This is a genomic window from Acetobacter sp. (assembly GCF_047723915.1).
Lineage (GTDB): Bacteria > Pseudomonadota > Alphaproteobacteria > Acetobacterales > Acetobacteraceae > Acetobacter.
Genome location: NZ_JBDOBQ010000019.1, coordinates 44,744 through 63,488, shown reverse-complemented (window position 1 = coordinate 63,488; position 18,745 = coordinate 44,744). Strand labels below are relative to the sequence as shown.

Genomic DNA, 18,745 nt, shown 5'->3' with positions numbered 1-18,745 from the left:
GGTCAGTCCTGTCCTGCATGGGGTGGGGGTGCTGGCGGGCGCATGGGTGGGGGCACGCAGCGCGGCAGCACAAGCTCTTCCATCGCGCGGGCCCAACCTTCCTCCGTGTTGGCGGCGGTGGTGTAATGGGCTGTGGCGCGCACGTCGGGCAGGGCCTGTCCCATGGCAATGGCTAGCCCCGCAATGGAGAGCATGGGCACGTCGTTCACCATGTCGCCAATGCAGGCGACGTTTTCCACCCCTATGCCATACAGTGCGGCCAGGTGGCGCACCGCATGGCCCTTGGTGGCCTGCGGGGGTGTAATGTCCAGAAACCACCGGCTGCACCGCGCCACACTGGCGCGCCCGGCCAGCAGGCGACCCAGTTCCACCTCCTGCCGCCGGATAGCCTCGAAATCGGTGGAGGATGCGGTAATCTTGCCGACATCGTGCGCATGGGCCGCAAGGTCGGGCACCACGGTGGGCATCATGCGCACGGCATTGCTTTCGGCCTGTACGTATTCGCCCTGCCGGTTGTCTACCAGCCAGCCATGGCCCTTGAACAGCCAGGCCTCCAGCGAGCGGGTGCGCAGAATATGCAGGGCTTCGCGCGTGTCGTGCGGGTTCAGTACCAGGCTGGAGCGGATGGTGCGGTCGGCATTGAAAATGGTGCCGCCGTTCAGCGCGCCATAGGGCGTGTCCATGCCAAGCTGGTCGAAATACATTTCCATTCCGCCGGGCGGGCGGCTGCTGACAAGGCAGAGCGGCACCCCGGCTGCCCGCAGCGCACGCGTGGCGGCAAGGGCGCGCGGGGTCACCTGCTTTTGCGGGGTCAGCAGGGTGCCGTCCATGTCCGACACCACAAGGCTTATGCGCGCACTCGCTCCCGAACGCCCGGTTTGCTGCGTGCCGGGGCTATGTTCGGGTCCTGCGGTGTCGCCTGCCGTTTGCCCGCTGGTTGCCATGCTGCCTTCCCCCGTTATGCCTCAGGCTTGCATTCGTGCAGGAGGTAGCATGGCCCGCGTGGTTTCAGTCTTTGGTTTCGACATGGCCGCCAAAGCCGAACCGCATGGCGGACAGCACTTTTTCGGCAAAGGTGTTGTCGCTGCGTGACCGGAAGCGCGTGAACAGGGCGGCTGTCATGACCGGCACCGGAACGGCTTCCTCGATCGCGGCTTCGATCGTCCAGCGGCCTTCGCCAGAGTCGCTGACCTGCCCGCTGAAGGTTGAAAGATCGTCATTGCGGGCCAGGGCTTCCGCCGTCAGGTCCAGCAGCCAGGACGACACAACGCTGCCCCGCCGCCAGACTTCGGCAATGTCGGCCATGTTCAGCGAAAAGCGTTCGCCTTCGGCCACAAGGGGGGAATCCTTGCGGTACATGATATCGAACCCTTCGGCGAAGGCCTGCATCATGCCGTATTCGATCCCGTTATGGACCATTTTGACAAAATGCCCTGCCCCGGCCGGGCCGCAATACAGGTAGCCCTGCTCCGCCCTGGGGTCCAGCCCGTCACGCTCGCGCCTGGGCGTGCGGGGAATATCGCCCATACCGGGCGCCAGTGCGGCCAGAATGGGGTCGATATGCTCGGCCGCGTCCCGTGCGCCGCCATACATCATGCAATAGCCGCGTTCGAGCCCCCATACCCCGCCCGATGTCCCGATATCCAGGTAGTCGATCCCTTTTTCGGCCAGTGTGCGGGCGCGGCGGATATCATCCTTGTAATAGGTGTTGCCACCGTCGATCACGATATCGCCCAGCCCCATAAGATCGCCCAGAGTGGTAACGGTTTCTTCCGTAATGGGGCCGGCGGGCAGCATGGACCATACGATCCGGCGTGGCCCGCCAAGCTGTGCCACCACGTCGGCCAGGCTTGCTGCCCCCGTGGCGCGGCCCGCTTCGGCCCGGGCCACTGTTTTTTACACGGCTGCGCTGTCGCGGTCGTAAACAACCACGTCATGCCCGTGGCGGGTCAGGCGCACGGCGATATTGCCGCCCATACGGCCCAGTCCGACAATGCCGATCTGCATGTTTTTCTCTCTCGTCAAATCGTGTGGGTGCGGCTCAAAGTGCTTCGTGCAGGGCTTTGGCCAGTGCTGCCAGCCCGTCCTTGAGGTTGCCGCGAATATGCACGCGCAGCGCGCGTCGGCCGCGTTCGGCCAGCACGTCAAAATCGCCCCGCGCCTGGGCGGCCTTGACCACACCGAACGTGTAGTTCGAACCGGGCACGGGCAGGTCGCGTGCGTCGTCCGCCGTAATCTGCAGGAACACGCCGGTGTTGGGGCCACCCTTGTAGGCCTGCCCGGTGGAATGCAGGAAGCGCGGCCCGAATTCCGCCGCTGTGGCCACGGTCTTGGCGTCGCGCACATGCAGGCGGGTGTGCTGGATCCATTCCAGCGTGTCGCGGTTGCGTTCGATATAGGCCAGAAGCCCCACGTAATCGCCCGCATGCACCCGGTCGAAATGGGCCTTCAGTACGGCGGTGGCGGTGCCGCCCGCGTCCTTGAGGGCGTGGGTATTGGCCGCATCGGCAAAAAACGCCAGCGGGCCGCACTGCGCGAACGGTGTTTCCGCCGGGAGGGCGCCGGTTTTTTCGTAGGCTTCGGTCAGCTTGCGGGTTTCGACCTTGCTGGCTTCCACATCCGGCTGGTCGAACGGGTCTATGCCCAGGATCGCGCCCGCGACGGCGGTTGCCATCTCCCACCGGAAGAATTCCTGCGCGATCTGGCGCTTGGCGTGCAGCGTAATGGTCACGACCGGGTGGCCCGCATCGATCAGCGTTGCAATGGCCTCGTCCTGTTCATGGCGATGTTCGCTGGCCAGACGCAGGTAGATGAACAGGCGGTCACGCCCGTAGCGGCGCGGCCCGCCCAGTGTTTCATCGTCGATGGGGATGATCCCGCGACCCAGCTTGCCCGTTGACTCGGCCACAAGCTGTTCCAGCCATGCGCCAAAATCCATGATCTGGGGGGTGGCGATAATGCTCAGCTTGTCACGCCCGAACTGTCTGGCGGCCACACCCATGATCGCGCCAAGCCGTACGCCGGGGTTGAGTGCGGGCGGCACGCTGGCGTCGCACTGGCGTACGCCCCGCAGCGCGTCCTCGATGAACAGGCGCAGGGGAATGCCGCTGGCGGCGGCGGGAACAAGCCCGAAATTGGACAGCACGGAATAGCGCCCGCCAATGCGCGGGTCGCCGGAAAAGATTTTCCAGAACCCTTCGCGCCTGGCATGCGCTTCCAGCTTGGAGCCGGGGTCGGTAATGGCCACGAAATGCGAGGCCGCCTTGTCCTTGAGCGCGCGGCTGGCAAGGTCCTGGAAATAGGCCAGCATGATATTGGGCTCAAGCGTGCTGCCAGACTTGGACGCGACGATGAACAGCGTGTGGTGCGGGTCGATCTTTTTCTCGAACGCCGCGATCTGCTGCGGGTCCGTGCTGTCCAGCACGTAAAGATGGCCGAAGCCTTCATGCTTGCCAAAGGTCATGGCCAGCACTTCCGGCCCCAGGCTGGACCCGCCCATGCCCATCAGCAGCACCTGGCGAAAGCCACGGGCCTTGACCTCGGCCTGGAAGGCTTCAAGCTCGGCCAGGTTGGCGCGGCGTTCATCCACCACGTCCAGCCAGTTCAGCCAGTCGGCTTCCGGCCCGCCGGTCCACACGGTAGCGTCCTTCGCCCAGATCCGGCGCAGCGTGCCTTTCCCGCGCCAGTCCTCAAGTTCCTGGTCCACGGCGGCGGCCAGGTCGTCGGGCAGGTGGGCCTTCAGGCTGGTCAGTTTTTCGCCCATCAGGGCGGCCTGCTTGGCCGCGACCGAGCCCAGAAGGGCGTCGAACGCATCGGCAAAGGCGCTGACACCTTCTTCGAGCAGGGTTGTCGTGACGCCGCCCAGGTCCAGGCCGAGCTGTTCGGCCTGGTCCATGACCGTGCGGGCGTCGTTGACGCCGGTGGTCAGGGTTTCCTGCACGCGGCCATGATCGCGGAACGCGTCCATGGTGGCGGGGGGCAGGGTGTTGACGGTCTGCGGGCCGATCAGGCTGTCCACGTACAGAACGTCGCTATAGGCCTTGTCCTTGGTGCCGGTGGAGGCCCAGAGCAGGCGCTGGGTCTGTGCGCCCGCGGCTTCCAGCGCTTTCCAGCGCGGGGTCTGCATGATTTCCTGCCAGTAGACATAGGCCATCTTGGCATTGGCAATGGCGACCTTGCCGCGCAGGGCCGCAAGGGCCGTGGCCTGTGGATCTCCCGCCTTGGTGCGGCGGTCGATCTCGGCATCGATCTTGGCGTCGATCCGGCTGACGAAAAAGGACGCGACAGAGGCCACGCGCGAGATATCGCCGCCTTTGGCCTTGAGTTCTTCCAGTCCGCACAGCCACGCTTCCACTACGTCGCGGTACGCGGCCAGCGAGAAAATGAGCGTGACATTGACATTGATCCCCGCCGCGATGCTCTGCCGTATGGCGGGCACGCCCTGTGGGGTGGCGGGAATTTTCACCATCAGGTTCGGGCGGGCTACATCGGCCCACAGGCGGGCGGCCTCATGCGTTGTGCCATGCGTGTCGCGCGCCAGATAGGGGGACACTTCAAGGCTGACAAAGCCGTCACGGCCCTTGCTGGCGTCGTAGACCGGGAGCAGCGCTGCGGCGGCGGCCTGAATATCGGTAATCGCCAGTTTTTCGTACAGTGCACCGGGGGAAAGTGTGGTGCTGGCCAGCTCCTCGCGCATCTGGGCGTCGTATTCCGTGCCTTCGCCCATGGCTTTCTGGAAAATGGCGGGGTTGGACGTCACGCCGCGTATGTCGCCCCCGGCCACGAGTCTGGCCAGCGTGCCGTCCTGCACGAAGGAGCGGCGGATAAAGTCCAGCCAGGGGGACTGGTGGACCGTGGCCAGGGCCTGCAACGGATTGGCGACAGTGGTGGCGTTGGCTGTCATGTGCGGTATCCTTGTTCCCGGCCCGTCTACCCCGTTCCGCATGGTGTTGCGGCTTGGGGCCGGGCATGTGTCGTGTAACGCAGGGGGCGGCGGCGGGCTCCCCTACTGGGGTGCGCCACCGCTCCGGGTCCGTGTCTGGCCGACTATATGGCCTGTTTTATGGCCGGATTTATGACCATGCCTGCCTTATTTTCCTGTCAGGCCGGCCTGTTCGCGGGCACTGTCCAGCACGGCCTGGACCGTAAAGCCGAAATGTTCGGCCAGCCTGTCTGCCGGGGCGGACGCGCCAAAGCCACGCATGGCGATAATGGCGCCACGCGGTCCGGCGTAGCGGTCCCACCCGATGGGCGAACCCGCTTCCACCACCACGCGGGCGGTCACATCGGGCGGCAGCACGCTGTCGCGGTAGGACAGGGGCTGGGCCTCGAACAGTTCCCAGCTCGGCATGGACACCACGCGGGCGGCAACGCCTTCGGCCACAAGGGTCTCATACGCGCTGACAACCAGCCCTACCTCGCTGCCTGTGGCGATCAGGATCACCTGCGGGGTCTGCTCGCTGCTGGCCAGAACATAGGCCCCGCGCGCCAGGCCATTGGCCGGTGCGTAGCGCGTGCGGTCCAGCGTGGGCAGGTTCTGGCGGCTCAGCGCCAGGGCCACCGGGCCGGTCTTGTGCGTCATGAGGAAACGCCAGGCTTCTGCCACTTCGTTGGCGTCGGCCGGGCGCAGGGTCGTCATGCCCGGGGTCGCGCGCAGTTGCACAAGCTGTTCGATGGGCTGGTGGGTCGGCCCGTCTTCCCCCACGCCGATGGAATCATGCGTGAAAATATACGTGACCGGCAGCCCCATGATGGAGGACAGCCTGATGGGCGCTTTCATGTAGTCCGAGAAGATCAGGAACCCGGCGGCAAAGGCGCGCAGCCCGTACAGCGCCATGCCGTTGACGATGGCCCCCATGGCGTGTTCGCGCACGCCGAAATGGAAGTTGCGCCCGGCATAGCTGCCACCCCATTCGGCGGGCTGGAAGCTGTCCTGGCCCTTGAGCAGGGTCTTGGTGGAGGGCGCAAGATCGGCGGAACCACCCAGCAGCCACGGCACGCGGGCGGCTACGGCGTTCAGTACCTCGCCCGAGCTTGCGCGTGAGGCGGTGCCTTTTTCACTGGCGGGGTAGAGCGGAATGTCCGCGTCCCATCCGGCGGGCAGGGTGCCGCTGAAAATGCCTTCAAGCTCGGCGGCGTCCGCCGGGTGAGCCTTTGCATAATCCGCGAACAGGTGTTTCCATGCGCTGGAGGCCGCAGCCCCGCGTGCGCCAAGTCCCGCAGCCGTATGGGGCATGACTGCGTCAGGTACCAGAAAGCTGCTGTCTTCGGGCCAGCCAAGTCCTTTTTTGGTGGCGCGCACTTCCTCGGCGCCCAGCGGTTCCCCATGGGCGGAGGCTTTGCCCGCCTTGTTGGGCGCGCCCCAGGCAATGACGGAATGGGCGATGATCAGGCTGGGGCGAGTGGTTTCGGCCTTGGCTTTGGCCAGCAGCGCAAGCAGGGCGGCGGTGTCGTTGGCGTCGGGCAGGTCCAGCACCTGCCAGCCATAGGCGGCAAAGCGTTCGGCCACGTTTTCCGTGAAGGCGACATCGGTCGAGCCTTCGATGGAAATGCGGTTGGAGTCGTAAATCCAGGTCAGGTTGCCAAGCTTGAGATGCCCCGCGAGGGACGCCGCCTCGCTGGTGACACCTTCCATCATGTCCCCATCGCCGCACAGTGTGTACACATGGTGGTCGAACAGGTTGAAACCGGGCTTGTTGTAGCGTGCGGCCAGCCATTTTTCTGCAATGGCCATGCCAACGGAATTGCCGCAGCCAGCGCCCAGCGGGCCTGTGGTGGTTTCCACCCCGCTGGTATGGCCGTGCTCGGGGTGGCCGGGGGTTCTGGAGCCGAACTGGCGGAACTGCGCAAGATCGGCCACGGTCAGCGCGGGGTCGGCCGTGACCTTGCCGTCGTGCACCTGGCGCACGCCGAACAGGTGGATAAGGGTGTAAAGCAGCATGGACGCATGGCCGATGGACAGCACGAAGCGGTCGCGGTTGGGCCAGAGCGGGTCGGCGGGGTCATAGGTCAGCACGTCCTGCCACAGCGTGTAGGCGACCGGTGCCATGGACATGGCGGCTCCGGGGTGGCCGGAATTGGCTTTCTGCACCGCATCCATGACCAGCGTGCGGATTGTGTCGATACACAGCCTGTCGGCGCCGGTTGCGCAGGCTTTGGCTGGCCCACCGGCCTCGGCCCCCGCGGGAGCGCACACAGGGGTGGGAAGAGAAACGCGCATGCAAACCTGTCCTTCTACCGGGCATTCATCCTGCGAACGCCCATGAGCTTATAGACCCAAAAACCATCAGACCGCGCCCGGGCCGCGCCTGCAACCCGCATCCGGGATCATGCCCGGGCAAGCGGCGGCCCTGAACATGTTCGGCACATTTCCACGGTTCCGGGTTTTTCGGCAAGGCTTGAGCTTGCCCCAGAAGGAACGCGGCGGTTCAGCCGTCTGGTTCTTTTGGTGTCCAGCATAACAGATTACGCTATCCTACGCGCCGTTTTTTTCGGCTCCTGCCCGTTCTCGCGCCGCGCCGGGTGGCGGTCCGGCCCGCCGCGCTCCGGGCTGCGTGCCGGGTGCCATACTGGGGCCACAGCCCGCAGGGGCGGCGCAGACCGGGGCGTTTGCGGTCCGTGCCGATGCGCGATATGCTGCGTGGCACTCGGCTGCGGCGGCACCTGTGGCCAGCGGTTCCGGCCGTGCAGCCTGGTCGTGTCGTTTTGCGGAGATCACCTATGACAACAGACGAGTCCATCCAGGCTCCGGAAAATGGGGCCACCGCGCCGGGGTTTACCCGCGACCAGGTGGACGCCCTGTTCCTGAACGCCGCGCGTGAAGGCCAGGCCGACCTGCTGGCCCGTTTTCTCGACGCGGGAATGGACCCCAACCTGCGGGCCGAAAAAGGGTATACCCCGCTTATTCTGGCTACGTATAACGGCCATCTGGATGCCGCCCGTATTCTGCTGGCAAAAGGGGCCGCCCCGGACCAGCAGGACGAAAAAGGGGCCACGGCGCTGGCCGGTGTTGCGTTCAAGGGGGATATGCCACTTGCGCGCCTGCTGCTGGAAAGCGGGGCCGCGGTCGATGTGCCCAATGCTGTCGGGCGCACGCCGCTGATGTTCGCTGTCATGTTCGGGCGTGAGGACATGGCCCGTCTGCTGCTGCAGGCCGGCGCCAGCGCCACCCTGCGCGACGGTGAAGGGCATAACGCCGTGGATCTGGCCCTGCGGCAGGGTTACACCGTTCTGGCTCAGGACCTCAGGAAAGGCGCTGCCTCGGCCACCTAGCCCTCGTCACCTAGACCGCGCCAGCCCCGGGAAAGTGCCGCAGGCCCGGCCTGTTGATGCCTGTTCGGTCTCTGTCTGGCCCGGGTGGAGTGGTTCGGGGCGATGGATCGGCCCTGCCCGAAAAAAAAGCGCCCCCGCGCTGCCGCGCGAGACCTGCGGCAGGGGGGCGTTCCGCTGTGTGGCCTGCCGCCTCCATACCCGCGCCGGGTGCGTGCATGGGGCTTTTTTTAACTGTTCCGTCCGTTTTGATCTTGGACCCGCTTTGATTTGGAACTCTCAGCCATGAGCCGCTTCTGGAGCCCACTCGTTCACACCCTTACGCCTTATGTGCCGGGCGAACAGCCCCGGCTTGCCAATCTGGTCAAGCTGAACACCAATGAATCGCCCTATGGCCCGTCACCCCGCGCGCTTGAGGCCATGCGGGACGCGGCGGATGACAGTCTGCGCCTGTATCCCGACCCGCAGGCCCATGACCTGCGCACGGCTCTGGGCCTGCGCGTGGGCCTGCCCGCCGACTGTGTGTTCGTGGGCAATGGTTCGGACGAGGTGCTGGCCCATGCGTTCCAGGCGTTTTTTGCCCACGATAACCAGCCCTTGCTGTTCGCGGACGTGACCTACAGCTTCTATCCGGTTTATTGCGGCCTGTACAACCTGCCCTATCGGGTGGTTCCGCTGGATGGCGGCATGCGTGTGGTGGTGCAGGATTACGCAGGCCCATGCAGCGGCGTGGTGCTGGCCAACCCCAATGCGCCAACGGGCATAGCCCTGGGGCTTGACGAGATCCGCCGCCTGCTCGCCCTCCAGCCCGACCGGGTGGTGCTGGTCGATGAAGCCTATGTCGATTTCGGGGCGGAGAGTGCTGCCCGCCTTGTTGCGGAATACCCCAACCTGCTGGTGGTGCAGACCCTGTCCAAGTCCCGCGCGCTGGCGGGGCTGCGCGTAGGTTTTGCATTCGGCCAGCCCGACCTGATCGAGGCGCTGACCCGCGTGAAGGACAGTTTCAACTCCTACCCGCTGGACCGGCTGGCCCTTGTGGGCGCCACCGCCGCGGTGGAGGATGAGGCCTGGCTGGAGCAGAGCGTGCGCCGTGTCATGCACAGCCGTGCGGAACTGACACAGGGGCTGGAATCGCAGGGGTTCGAGGTCTTGCCGTCGGCTGCGAATTTTGTTTACATGCGCCACCCCGACCGGGATGCCGCAGATCTGGCAGCCCGGTTGCGAGAGCGGGCTATTATCGTCCGCCATCTCAAGGGTGAGCGTACGGCTGAGTGGCTCCGTGTCACTGTTGGCACGGATGCGCAATGCCAGACATTGCTGGCCGTACTGCGGGATATTCTGCACCGCAACACATAACGAGGGCACCCTTTTCGCAGGGGCTGTCCTGCCGCGTGCGCGGTGGGCTGGCAGCTTCCGCGCCGTGGGGCCCATGCAGTTTTTTTGACGTTCGCCACATGGGCCACGGGCCACGTGTGGATCATGATTGATGGAGCAAGTCATGCGTTCATTCCAGGGGCAGTTGTCCGACAACCAGCCCATTCGCCGGTCTCTGGCGGAAAAGCAGAAGCAGTTGCGCGAATTGAAGGAAACCCTGGCGGGCATGAAGGCGCACACCTCCGCCTCCCTCAAGGAAAGCGTGCGCAAGCGTATTGCCCAGCTTGAGGCGGAACTGGCGGCGGCTCCCGTGCTCAAGGCCACGGGCCGCAGGCAGGGCGATGCCGCCCCCCGTGGGGCTGGAGGTGGGGCCGGTGCCGGCCGGGCTGGCGCCGGGCGCAACGGACCCGGCGCGCGCGACGGTGCACGGCCGGGCGGTCGGCCGCGCCAGTCCCCCATAGGGGGCTGAATGGCAGGCTGGCTTTTGCATCACGGGGCCATCGCGTGATAAGGAGCCAGCAGCCGGTCTTTCGGGTGCCATAGCGCATGGTCTGGCATGACGCCGCCATGTGCGCATTTTTCAAGCAGGGAGAGCCGTGATGGCCGGAACCCCCTCTTTCTCCCTGTCCGAACCGCTCTCCGAGGGCGGAACCCATCTGCATGACGGTCTCGTGTGGGCCATTTTCTGCCGCTTCGGGCACGAACCGGTCGAACTGCCGCGTGACGTGGTGACACAGCGCCTGACAACCGGCCAGTTCCCGCCAGAATTTGCCGGGCAGGACGGCTGGGCGTGGTTCCATTTCGATATCGTCCACACACTCTCCCGCGCGCAGATCGAGACAATTCCCTCCCTGCCCGAGGACGCGCGGCAGGTGCTTACCAACCCCGAACGCAGCACCCGGCTGGACAGCGAGGGTGATATCGTATTCGGCGCGCTGCCCGCCTTTGACGACACCGGCGTGGATGACGACCGCAATGTCAGCACATGGCGATTCTCGCTCGAACCCGACCTGCTGCTGACAACCCGCCGCCACCCTATTCCCGCGCTGGGGGTCGTGTATCACGAACTCTGGCGGGGGCTTGCGCCACGTTCGCCTGCCAAGGTGGTGGACCGCGCGCTGCTGGAGTTCGCGGATACGGTGCGGCGTGACTTCGCCCGCCTGGACGACCAGCTCGACCGCGCGGAAGACGTGCTGCTGATGCTCGACCGTGACACCGATCTGGGCCGGGTCAGCGGGTTGCTGGGTGTGGTGCGCCGCCGCTCCACCGAACTGCGGCGTGTTCTGGCCCCGGTGGACCGTCTTTTTCGCGATGAGGAACTGGAACTGCCCGACTGGGCGGAGGACGACCTGCGCGACCGTTCGCACCGGCAGGTTCATGCCGCACTGGACGACCTTCTGGCCCTGCAGGACCGCGCGCGCTCATTGCAGGACGAACTGGCGTCCAACCAGGCGGAAGAAACCAACCGGCGGCTTTATATCGTGTCTGTCGGCACCACCCTGATGCTGCCAGCAACTTTCGTGACCGGATTTTTCGGCATGAATACGGGCGGCATGTTCCTGACCACGGGCAACTGGGGCACGGTGGAAGCCGGTGGGTTCTGCTTTCTCATCATGCTGGGTACGTGGCTGGTGCTGAAAATGACCAAGCTGCTCTGAGCCTGCGGTCTCAATAACGCCCCCGATTGCGCATCCTGCGCCGTGACAGGGACATGCAAGGCAGGGGCACAGAATTTGGGGACCGGAGTTTTTGCAACGCGTGCAGGGACTGTTGCGCGCGGTCCGTCGTCGGGTTCAGGTAGGCGCGTTACGTGCCGGGGCGCAAGGCCCTCATGCATGGGGGTCGCACCGCAATGCCACCCCCATGTGCGGTAAAGCCTAGCCGCCGATCCCGGTATGGGTCTTGACGTCGGAATCCGACAGGGTGTGGTGCCAGACAGTGTTGTTGTTGAAAATAATAATCAGTGTCTTGGCTTTTCCGTGGTAGCCGCTTGAGAACGCGCCATAGTAAGGAATGAAATTGGTGCCGTTCGCACGTGTCCGCGCAAAGACATATTTCCAGATTTCATGTCCGCTATCGGTAAAGCTTGTTTCCAGCGGGTCGCCATACACGGCCTTGACCTGATCTTTGGTCGTCACGCCATCCTGAATTTTCTGGTCGACAGTGGTTGAGGTTTCATTTTTGATCGATTCATTGCCGCTCGAGGCACAGGCGGCCACCAGCAAAAGGGCCGAAAGACAGCCCATAGCTGTAAATTTTTTCATTAACGATAGCCTTCCAGTCTTTATTCAATAATAAATATGTATTTCTGTACAAATGCAGTACATGAAAAACATGCTTTTCAGTCTTAACTTGACCAGTTAAAAAATCAAGAGAGTGCCCTTGCAGAATACGCGGACCAGCTATCGGTCCGGATTGTTCTGCGCTGCGCTCTGTGTATCCGCGCGGTAGGCGGCCAGCACGGCGGGGGGCGGCCCGTCCATGCGGATACGCCCGCTTTCCATCCAGATCAGGCGATTGCACCATGTTTCCAGCACGGTAAGCTCGTGCGAGGTCATGACCAGAATATCGGTTGCGCTGACCATGCTGGTCAGGCGCTGCTGGGCACGTTTTTGAAAATGCTGGTCACCGGCCATGAACCATTCGTCCATCAGCAGGATCTGCGGCGCGGTAGCCGTGGCAAGGCCAAAACCCAGGCGCATGCTCATGCCGCTCGAATACAGCCGTACCGGCAGGTCCATGAACGGTCCAAGCTCGGCAAAAGCCTCCACATCCTTTTCCAGTTGCCGGATACGCTGGGTGTTGAACCCTTTCTGCCGTCCGAACAGCGTAATGTTTTCCCGCCCGCTCAGTTCCGCGTTCATGCCCGATTGCAGGTTCAGCAGTGCGGAAACGCGTCCGTGGACTTCCAGCCTTGCAGCGCCGGGGTGATAAATGCCGCCCATGACACGCAGCAGGGTGGACTTGCCCGCTCCGTTATGGCCCACCAGTCCCACGCGCTCCCCCGGCCCGATCCGGAGCGAGATATCGCGCAGGGCCTGAACGTGAACGATCCTGCTGTGATGGTTTTCACCCAGGGTGATGGCCCCGCCCACACGCGGACCACGCACGTTCTGGAGCAGGTTTTTGCCCTGCCGGAACAGCAACTTCTTGAGCGAACGGGCCCCCGCGCGAAAAATCGGGAAATCGAGATGGACATGTTCGAGCGCTATAAAAGCCCCGCTGCCATGCGTGTTCTCGTTCTTTTTCGCAGCCATGGGCGTTGGTGCGGGTGTGACGGCCTGTCCGGCAGCCTGGGGTGTTGCCTGCTGGCTGACCTGCTGGATTGCCTGGGGCATTGTCGGCGGGACTTCCGGCAGGGCGGGTGTGTCCAGGCCCTGCGGGGGACGGCTGGCGGGGGTGTCGGAGGGCACGGTCATATCCAGAACGCCAGTCGGGGACGCGCGCGAGAGAAAACAAGCAGGGCCAGTATCCACAGCGCAAGGCTGAACCCGCCAGCGACCAGCCACTCAGCCAGGCCCGGGGCATGGCCCAGCAGGGGGCCGCGCACGATTTCAAGCAGGGCGTAAAACGGGTTGTACAGCAACCATTGCGCACCGCTTTTAAGCTGCGTCGCGTCCCATATGACAGGGGTGACATAAAAAGCGATCTGCATCAGGCTGCCGATAATGGGCGGAATATCACGAAAACGTGCGCAAAGGCTGCCCAGCAGCAGGCACAGCGCCACGCCGTTGAACATCCAGACTGCTATGGCGGGCAGCGCCATAAAAGCCAGCACGCCCGGCCAGATGCCCATCAGCACGAACACCACCACGGGTGGAATGATATTATACCCGAAAACAACGCTGCAACGTACAAGGGTCCGGAAAGCCTGGACAGAGTACGGCATGTTGACAGACTGGATGGTCTGCGCAGCACTGGTGAAGGTGGTGCAGCTTTCCTGCATGAGGGCGGCTATGCCCGCCTGCCACAGAATAAGCGAAATTGCGAGATAGGGCAGATACTGTTGCAGCACGAGGTGGAAGATCTGTGCGTAGATCAAGCCCATGGAGCCGATCATGATCCCGGTTGTCAGTGTCAGCCAGAACGGTCCGATCCGTGAGCCGTTGAACTGCATGCGGATGTCGAGCCAGCCCAGGGCCACGGCCAGACGCCACAGGCTCAGCCCTTCGCCGATATCGCGGCAGGCCAGCAGCAGGCGCGAACGTGGCGCGCGGTGCCGGGTGGCGGGGCTTTCTGCGGGTGGCGTGGGGGGCTGCTGCGTGTGGTCCGCAAGGTACGCCGTGTCATCCGTCTGGCCCGTCGGGGGGCGCATGGCCGGTGGCTGGTCCGGGACCGGTGCAGGGTCCTGGGTTGCGGGAGAAATCTGCGTGGAAGATCCAGACGTGCCCATCATGCTGTATCGCCTATCCGATCCCCTGACGTTCCGCAACCATGGGCTGTCCGGCGGTCCGGGCCATGCACGCGTTTTCTTGCATGCGCGCAGGGCGGAGTATACATATTTTGCGGGATTGCAGGGGCGTCCCCGGATTTTGGGCCGGGGGCTTGTCCGGGGTTTTCACAGGAGGACGCGGACCGTGAGCCGCACCGTGTTACGCTTGATGGATGGAACGGCAGCATGACAGCCAGGCAGTCACGCCCCCAGGCGGCCCGCAGGGCCGCGCGCCCCGGCCCGCTGGGGCCTGTCATGCGCCTTGCGCGCGGTGCCGTGCTTTTTGGGGGGCTGGCCAGTCTGGCGGCCTGCGCGACCGGCCCCGGCGGTGACAGTGTGACCATGCCGGTCGAGGAAGAAGCCGCGTATTACCGCGCCCATGCCCGCGGATATTACGCCCCGCCCGGCCCGGCAAGCGATCCGTGGGGCCCCTATATTCAGGAAGCGTCGCAGCGTTTTGACGTGCCGGAGGAATGGGTGCGTGCCGTGATCGACCAGGAATCGGGCGGTAAGCTGTATCATAACGGCCAGCTCGTGACCTCAGGCCCCGGCGCAATGGGGCTGATGCAGTTGATGCCGCCCACCTATGACGACATGCGCACCACCTATAATCTGGGTGGGGATGCCTATGAACCGCACGACAATATCATGGCCGGTACGGCCTATCTGCGGCAGTTATACGACGTGTATGGCTCTCCCGGCTTTCTTGCCGCCTATAATGCCGGCCCCGGCAGGCTTGAGGATTTTATTACCCGCAATCGCGTGCTCCCGCGTGAGACACGCAATTACGTAGCGGCCATCGGGCGCCGTATTGTCGGGATTTCTCCGGCCAACAGGTCGCAGGCCGATCTTCTGGTCGCCAGCCATGATACGCTGACCCAGTCGGCCCAGCCGCGCGCGGGCAGCGAAATGAGCGCGGTCCGTACCGCCTGGGCCAACAAGCACGCGTCTGAACAGCCCGTGCAGGTGGCCGAGGCCATTGGTTCGGACGCCACGCAGGATGACACGACGGCCGATAACGCGGCCGATACACAGGCCGGGCAGGATACGCAGCAGGCAGGCTCCGCCATGTACGGCCGTGACTGGCACGCCCTGCCGCGCGCCCCCCGCGTGGCCGACGGCGCGGAAAGCCCCGACGCGGTACGCGCGGCGTGGGCCCGCAGGCTTGGCACGTCGGCACAGTCGGTGGCGAACACGCCGGTCCAGGTCGCGCAGGCGGCCGATACCGATGCGGGCAATACCCCTGCGGCTGACGTTGCCGCCACGCAGGCGACCTCCCCGGCGGATGGGCAGGCCGTGCAGACAGCCGCGACCGATGCGCAATCCGATACAAGCTGGACCGTCAACACGGCGGAAAACCAGTCCAACGCCCCGGCCGAGCCCGCGCATGCGTCGTCCCTTGCATCCGGAATGGGGTTTTTGTCCACGGCTCACGCCGAACCGGTTCCCCTGCTGACCCATAGATCCCGCGTGCCGGAAGTCAGGAACTGGGCCATTCAGGTCGGGGCGTTCGGGTCCGCGGCCATGGCGCAGCAGGCGGCGGGGCAGGCGCGGCACAAGGCCACGGCCCTCGAGACCGCCCGCCCGTCTGTCGCGCCCGTGCAGGCCCGGCAGGGGCGGCTTTATCGCGCGAGACTGGTCAATCTCTCCCATAGCCAGGCGCTCGATGCCTGCCGCAAACTCAGCGGCTGTGTCGTGATTTCCCCCGATTCCCGTTCATAATCGGGGGCTGCGCGTCAGGCGGGGCCTGCGTCGCATGGCGGCCCCATGCCGGTTTTTTCAGCCCTTGGCGGGGGTTGCCGCTGCGGGCGTGGCAGGGACCGTGGCTGGGGGAAGAGGGGCATTGTCCCGCCCGGAGTAACGGCCGATAATCTGGTGAACCCCGCCTGCGGCCTCCTGTGCCGCGGCAACCGCGACATCGCCCCAGTAGCCATCGAGCGAATGGGCGGCAATATCGTGGAGCTGGGTCGCAGCCCCCGCTTCCTTGCCTGCCTTGTCCTGCACCCGCCAGACAATTTCAATATGCTGCTGCGGGTGGCCGGTCGTGCCGTGCGGCCCGTCCGTGATCCTGACCGTGCAGGTTACGGTGAAATCGGCATTGTCGGCCGAGTTCTGGATGGTGTCCGTCCCGTCGCGGAACGACGCGGCAAAGGCCTGGGCGAGCGATGTATTGCCGTCGCCCGGGGCCCCCGTCACGCCGCTGAAATAAACACGGGCCGCCCGGTGTTTAAGACTATGGGGGTCTTTTTCCATGTCGTCGGCCTGGATGCCGGTCAGCACCGAGGCAATGCGTGGGGCCGCGTCCTGGGCGGTGGCGTTCAGGACCGGAGCCTGTCCGCTGGCCCATTGGGCGGCAGGCACGGGTGCGCCTTCCTGTGTGGCGCGTACCTGGTTTGCGGGGGTCATGACCCGGTAGACAGGCACCACCAGCCCGTCGCGCAGTTCAGCGTGCATGTTCAGCCACCAGTCGCCCCGGCGGGTTGGCTGGGCCATGGCGGGAATGGTCTGCCCCAGCAGTGCGGCAGCCGTGGCCTGCGCCCACTGGCGGGCCGCGGCTTCGGGCATGAGCGACTCCGTGGGGGTGGGAATATCCAGCCGCGCGGGTGGGGCGTTACGCGCCAGGGCGGATGCCTCGCGCCCGGGGTTGGAAAAAGGGCCGGGCATGCTCAGGCAGCCACCCAGCAGCAGCAGGGCAGCAAGGGGGAGCGTTGCGGCGGCGCGGGCAGGCCATGGATATGCCGGGCGCGAATGTGGTTCTGCCCGCATGGCAGGGTGTTCCGGTATGGAGGCGGGTGGGCAGGCAGGCGCGGTTACGGGCGGGCGACGTTTCATGCGGGCCGGGGTCCTGTGGCTATGACGGAAATCTGGTGGCCGATCGGGCCACCACCGGCCAGGGTGCGCCGCCGGTGGCTGAAAAAACGGCGTTCGTCCTGCAATGTGTCCATGCCAAGGGCGGCTGCGCGGCCAATGCCCGCGCGCTGGAGCCGAAAGACGCACCAGCCAGCAAGGTCGAACTGGTAATGGCCGGGCCGCAGGCCGGGCGCAAAAAAAATGGCGGCCTGCCGGTCACCCGCCAGAATGCTGGCGCGCATGTCCTCGCCCGTTTCATAGCTTTCCTGGGCAATGCAGGGGCCGACAACGGCGTAAATATCCGCTGCCGTGGTGCCCTGGTGCTGCATGGCGGCCAGTGTCGCTTCCAGCACGCCGGCCAGCGCCCCCCGCCAGCCTGCATGGGCGGCCCCCACCACCGTGCCATCCGCCGAGGCGAATAGCACAGGCGCGCAATCGGCGGTAATGACACCAAGGGCAAGGTCGGGCCGGGTTGTGACCAGGGCGTCGGCCGCGGGGCCCGCCCCCAGGGCCCAGGCCTGCTCCGCCGTCACGACATCCGCGCCATGAACCTGTGTCACGCCTAGCAGATGCGCCGGTGCTACACCGATATGCGTTGCCACACGCCGGCGGTTTTCGGCCAGATTTTCGGCTGTGTCCCCTGACCGGGTGGAACAGTTCAGGCTGGCGTAGGGACCGGTGGATACCCCGCCTTCACGTGTGAAAAAACCATGCCGTGCCTGTCCCAGCAGGGGACTTGTCAGGGGGGAAAGCCGTGAGACACCCCCAGAAGACGCCACATCGATCGTCATGCGGCAGGTCCTTTCGTAAAACCGGGTGGGGGGGGAAGGGCTGGTGACTGTAACGCCATGACACGGAACAGATGCCCCATTTTTTCGGGGGCGGCCAGCCTGTGGGCTCCGCTGCGCAAGGTGGCGGCGTTCTCGGCCGTGGTGGCGCGGGCCAGTTGTTCGGTACGTTCCATCAGGCCCAGTTCGACAAGGAACGCGCCTTGTGTCACGGGCCCGTACGCGCGGGCTCCCGTCTGGCGGGCGGCAGCGCCAAAGGCGGTAAAGTCCACGTGGGCGGTCAGGTCGGCCTCACCCGCTGCTTCCAGCGGTGGGGCCTGTCGGGCATGGCGCAGCGCCTGGAGCGAATCCCCCGTCAGGGTCGAGCCATGACCGTAATCGAGAAACAGCGCGGCCCCGGGTGCCGTGGTCATGCGCGTGCCCAGCAGCCGGGCGACATGCAGGGCGGGTTCGCATAGTTCGACCACCGCGCCGTTCTCCAGCGCGCGGCCATCGGGCAGCACGGGCGCGGGACAGGGGGCGAGATGGAAGGCGGCGTCGGCCACATGGCGTTCGTGCCAGCCATCGGGCATGTGCACGAACTGGCGAATGGGCAGCGCGTCGAGAAACTCGTTCCCCAGCAGGATCAGCGGTCCGGCTGGCAGGTCGTCCAAGCTGTCATGCCAGACAGGTTGCGTATAGGGGCGCAGGGCCTGCGCCTGTGCGGCGCGCATGAGGGGCGACGTTTCCACCAGATGCACCTGCATGGCCCGGGCCATGGCGGGCATCTGCCGGGTGATCAGCCGCAGGGCATCGGCCATCAGCGTGCCGCGACCCGGCCCGGCTTCAGCCAGTAAGAACGGGTCCGGGCAGCCCATGCCCTGCCAGACCATGGCCGCCCAGCCCCCCAGCAGTTCCCCGAACACCTGGCTGATTTCCGGGGCGGTAATGAAATCGCTCAGCAAGGGGGTTGTGGCGTAATACCGCGCATTGGCCTGCGCCATGAACCGGTCAAGCCGCTGCGCGTGGGGGGGGAATGCGGGCATGGGACAGT

Annotated in this window: 14 protein-coding genes and 1 pseudogene; 5 read left to right on the top strand and 10 right to left on the bottom strand. The window is 65.2% G+C overall.

The features are described 5' to 3' along the window. Window positions 1-2: 2 nt before the first annotated feature. The 4 genes and pseudogenes from ABF990_RS10730 to tkt all read right to left on the bottom strand — a co-directional run bounded on the left by ABF990_RS10730 (window position 3) and on the right by tkt (window position 7,219). Entirely contained in the window at window positions 3-944 is a 942-nt protein-coding gene (locus tag ABF990_RS10730; protein WP_415506604.1) for an HAD family hydrolase, read from the bottom strand. Window positions 945-1,008: 64 nt separating this feature from the next. Beyond that, window positions 1,009-2,007: pseudogene (gene gnd / locus ABF990_RS10725) on the bottom strand (phosphogluconate dehydrogenase (NAD(+)-dependent, decarboxylating)). A 34-nt stretch (window positions 2,008-2,041) separates the two neighbouring features. Continuing rightward, window positions 2,042-4,903, bottom strand: coding sequence for a bifunctional transaldolase/phosoglucose isomerase (locus tag ABF990_RS10720; protein ID WP_415500612.1), 2,862 nt, complete (start codon window positions 4,901-4,903; stop codon window positions 2,042-2,044). Between the two features lie 186 nt (window positions 4,904-5,089). After that, complete coding sequence (gene tkt, locus ABF990_RS10715) at window positions 5,090-7,219, bottom strand: transketolase (protein ID WP_415500613.1); 2,130 nt, start codon at window positions 7,217-7,219, stop codon at window positions 5,090-5,092. A 500-nt stretch (window positions 7,220-7,719) separates the two neighbouring features. Between tkt and ABF990_RS10710 the strand changes: the two genes are divergently transcribed. From ABF990_RS10710 to ABF990_RS10695, 4 genes are all read left to right on the top strand, one after another. Further along, on the top strand, window positions 7,720-8,271 hold the full coding sequence (locus ABF990_RS10710) for an ankyrin repeat domain-containing protein (protein WP_415492211.1): 552 nt from the start codon (window positions 7,720-7,722) through the stop codon (window positions 8,269-8,271). Window positions 8,272-8,553: 282 nt separating this feature from the next. Further along, complete coding sequence (hisC, locus tag ABF990_RS10705; RefSeq protein WP_415492212.1) at window positions 8,554-9,624, top strand: histidinol-phosphate transaminase; 1,071 nt, start codon at window positions 8,554-8,556, stop codon at window positions 9,622-9,624. Window positions 9,625-9,766: 142 nt separating this feature from the next. Continuing rightward, a complete protein-coding gene (locus tag ABF990_RS10700; RefSeq protein ID WP_415492213.1) occupies window positions 9,767-10,111 on the top strand; it encodes a hypothetical protein in 345 nt (114 codons plus the stop codon). Window positions 10,112-10,241: 130 nt separating this feature from the next. Next, window positions 10,242-11,300 (top strand): transporter, encoded by a 1,059-nt coding sequence (locus ABF990_RS10695; protein WP_415492214.1) that lies wholly within the window; start codon window positions 10,242-10,244, stop codon window positions 11,298-11,300. Between the two features lie 219 nt (window positions 11,301-11,519). Here ABF990_RS10695 and bamE read toward each other — a convergent pair whose 3' ends face one another. The 3 genes from bamE to ABF990_RS10680 form a co-directional block, all read right to left on the bottom strand. Further along, window positions 11,520-11,906 (bottom strand): outer membrane protein assembly factor BamE, encoded by a 387-nt coding sequence (bamE, locus tag ABF990_RS10690; protein WP_415492215.1) that lies wholly within the window; start codon window positions 11,904-11,906, stop codon window positions 11,520-11,522. Between the two features lie 138 nt (window positions 11,907-12,044). After that, a complete protein-coding gene (locus ABF990_RS10685) occupies window positions 12,045-12,899 on the bottom strand; it encodes an ABC transporter ATP-binding protein (RefSeq protein WP_415492218.1) in 855 nt (284 codons plus the stop codon). A 158-nt stretch (window positions 12,900-13,057) separates the two neighbouring features. Further along, entirely contained in the window at window positions 13,058-14,038 is a 981-nt protein-coding gene (locus ABF990_RS10680) for an ABC transporter permease (protein ID WP_415492216.1), read from the bottom strand. A 222-nt stretch (window positions 14,039-14,260) separates the two neighbouring features. Between ABF990_RS10680 and ABF990_RS10675 the strand changes: the two genes are divergently transcribed. Further along, window positions 14,261-15,796 carry a lytic transglycosylase domain-containing protein gene (locus ABF990_RS10675; protein WP_415500614.1) on the top strand — a complete coding sequence of 512 codons (1,536 nt, stop codon included), beginning with the start codon at window positions 14,261-14,263 and terminating at the stop codon, window positions 15,794-15,796. Between the two features lie 57 nt (window positions 15,797-15,853). Here ABF990_RS10675 and ABF990_RS10670 read toward each other — a convergent pair whose 3' ends face one another. The 3 genes from ABF990_RS10670 to ABF990_RS10660 form a co-directional block, all read right to left on the bottom strand. Beyond that, window positions 15,854-16,840, bottom strand: coding sequence for a hypothetical protein (locus ABF990_RS10670; protein WP_415500619.1), 987 nt, complete (start codon window positions 16,838-16,840; stop codon window positions 15,854-15,856). 62 nt (window positions 16,841-16,902) lie between these two features. Further along, complete coding sequence (gene pgeF, locus ABF990_RS10665; protein ID WP_415500615.1) at window positions 16,903-17,715, bottom strand: peptidoglycan editing factor PgeF; 813 nt, start codon at window positions 17,713-17,715, stop codon at window positions 16,903-16,905. After that, window positions 17,712-18,737, bottom strand: a complete 1,026-nt coding sequence (locus tag ABF990_RS10660) for a class I SAM-dependent methyltransferase (protein WP_415500617.1) — start codon at window positions 18,735-18,737, stop codon at window positions 17,712-17,714. The genes pgeF and ABF990_RS10660 overlap by 4 nt, the downstream gene beginning before the upstream one ends. Window positions 18,738-18,745 lie beyond the last annotated feature (8 nt).

Coding starts and splice junctions, on each gene's coding strand:
- ABF990_RS10730 (WP_415506604.1), bottom strand. CDS start 944: ATGGCAACCAGCGGGCAAACGGCAGGCGACACCGCAGGACCCGAACAT.
- ABF990_RS10720 (WP_415500612.1), bottom strand. CDS start 4,903: ATGACAGCCAACGCCACCACTGTCGCCAATCCGTTGCAGGCCCTGGCC.
- tkt (WP_415500613.1), bottom strand. CDS start 7,219: ATGCGCGTTTCTCTTCCCACCCCTGTGTGCGCTCCCGCGGGGGCCGAG.
- ABF990_RS10710 (WP_415492211.1), top strand. CDS start 7,720: ATGACAACAGACGAGTCCATCCAGGCTCCGGAAAATGGGGCCACCGCG.
- hisC (WP_415492212.1), top strand. CDS start 8,554: ATGAGCCGCTTCTGGAGCCCACTCGTTCACACCCTTACGCCTTATGTG.
- ABF990_RS10700 (WP_415492213.1), top strand. CDS start 9,767: ATGCGTTCATTCCAGGGGCAGTTGTCCGACAACCAGCCCATTCGCCGG.
- ABF990_RS10695 (WP_415492214.1), top strand. CDS start 10,242: ATGGCCGGAACCCCCTCTTTCTCCCTGTCCGAACCGCTCTCCGAGGGC.
- bamE (WP_415492215.1), bottom strand. CDS start 11,906: ATGAAAAAATTTACAGCTATGGGCTGTCTTTCGGCCCTTTTGCTGGTG.
- ABF990_RS10685 (WP_415492218.1), bottom strand. CDS start 12,899: ATGGCTGCGAAAAAGAACGAGAACACGCATGGCAGCGGGGCTTTTATA.
- ABF990_RS10680 (WP_415492216.1), bottom strand. CDS start 14,038: ATGATGGGCACGTCTGGATCTTCCACGCAGATTTCTCCCGCAACCCAG.
- ABF990_RS10675 (WP_415500614.1), top strand. CDS start 14,261: ATGACAGCCAGGCAGTCACGCCCCCAGGCGGCCCGCAGGGCCGCGCGC.
- ABF990_RS10670 (WP_415500619.1), bottom strand. CDS start 16,840: ATGCGGGCAGAACCACATTCGCGCCCGGCATATCCATGGCCTGCCCGC.
- pgeF (WP_415500615.1), bottom strand. CDS start 17,715: ATGACGATCGATGTGGCGTCTTCTGGGGGTGTCTCACGGCTTTCCCCC.
- ABF990_RS10660 (WP_415500617.1), bottom strand. CDS start 18,737: ATGCCCGCATTCCCCCCCCACGCGCAGCGGCTTGACCGGTTCATGGCG.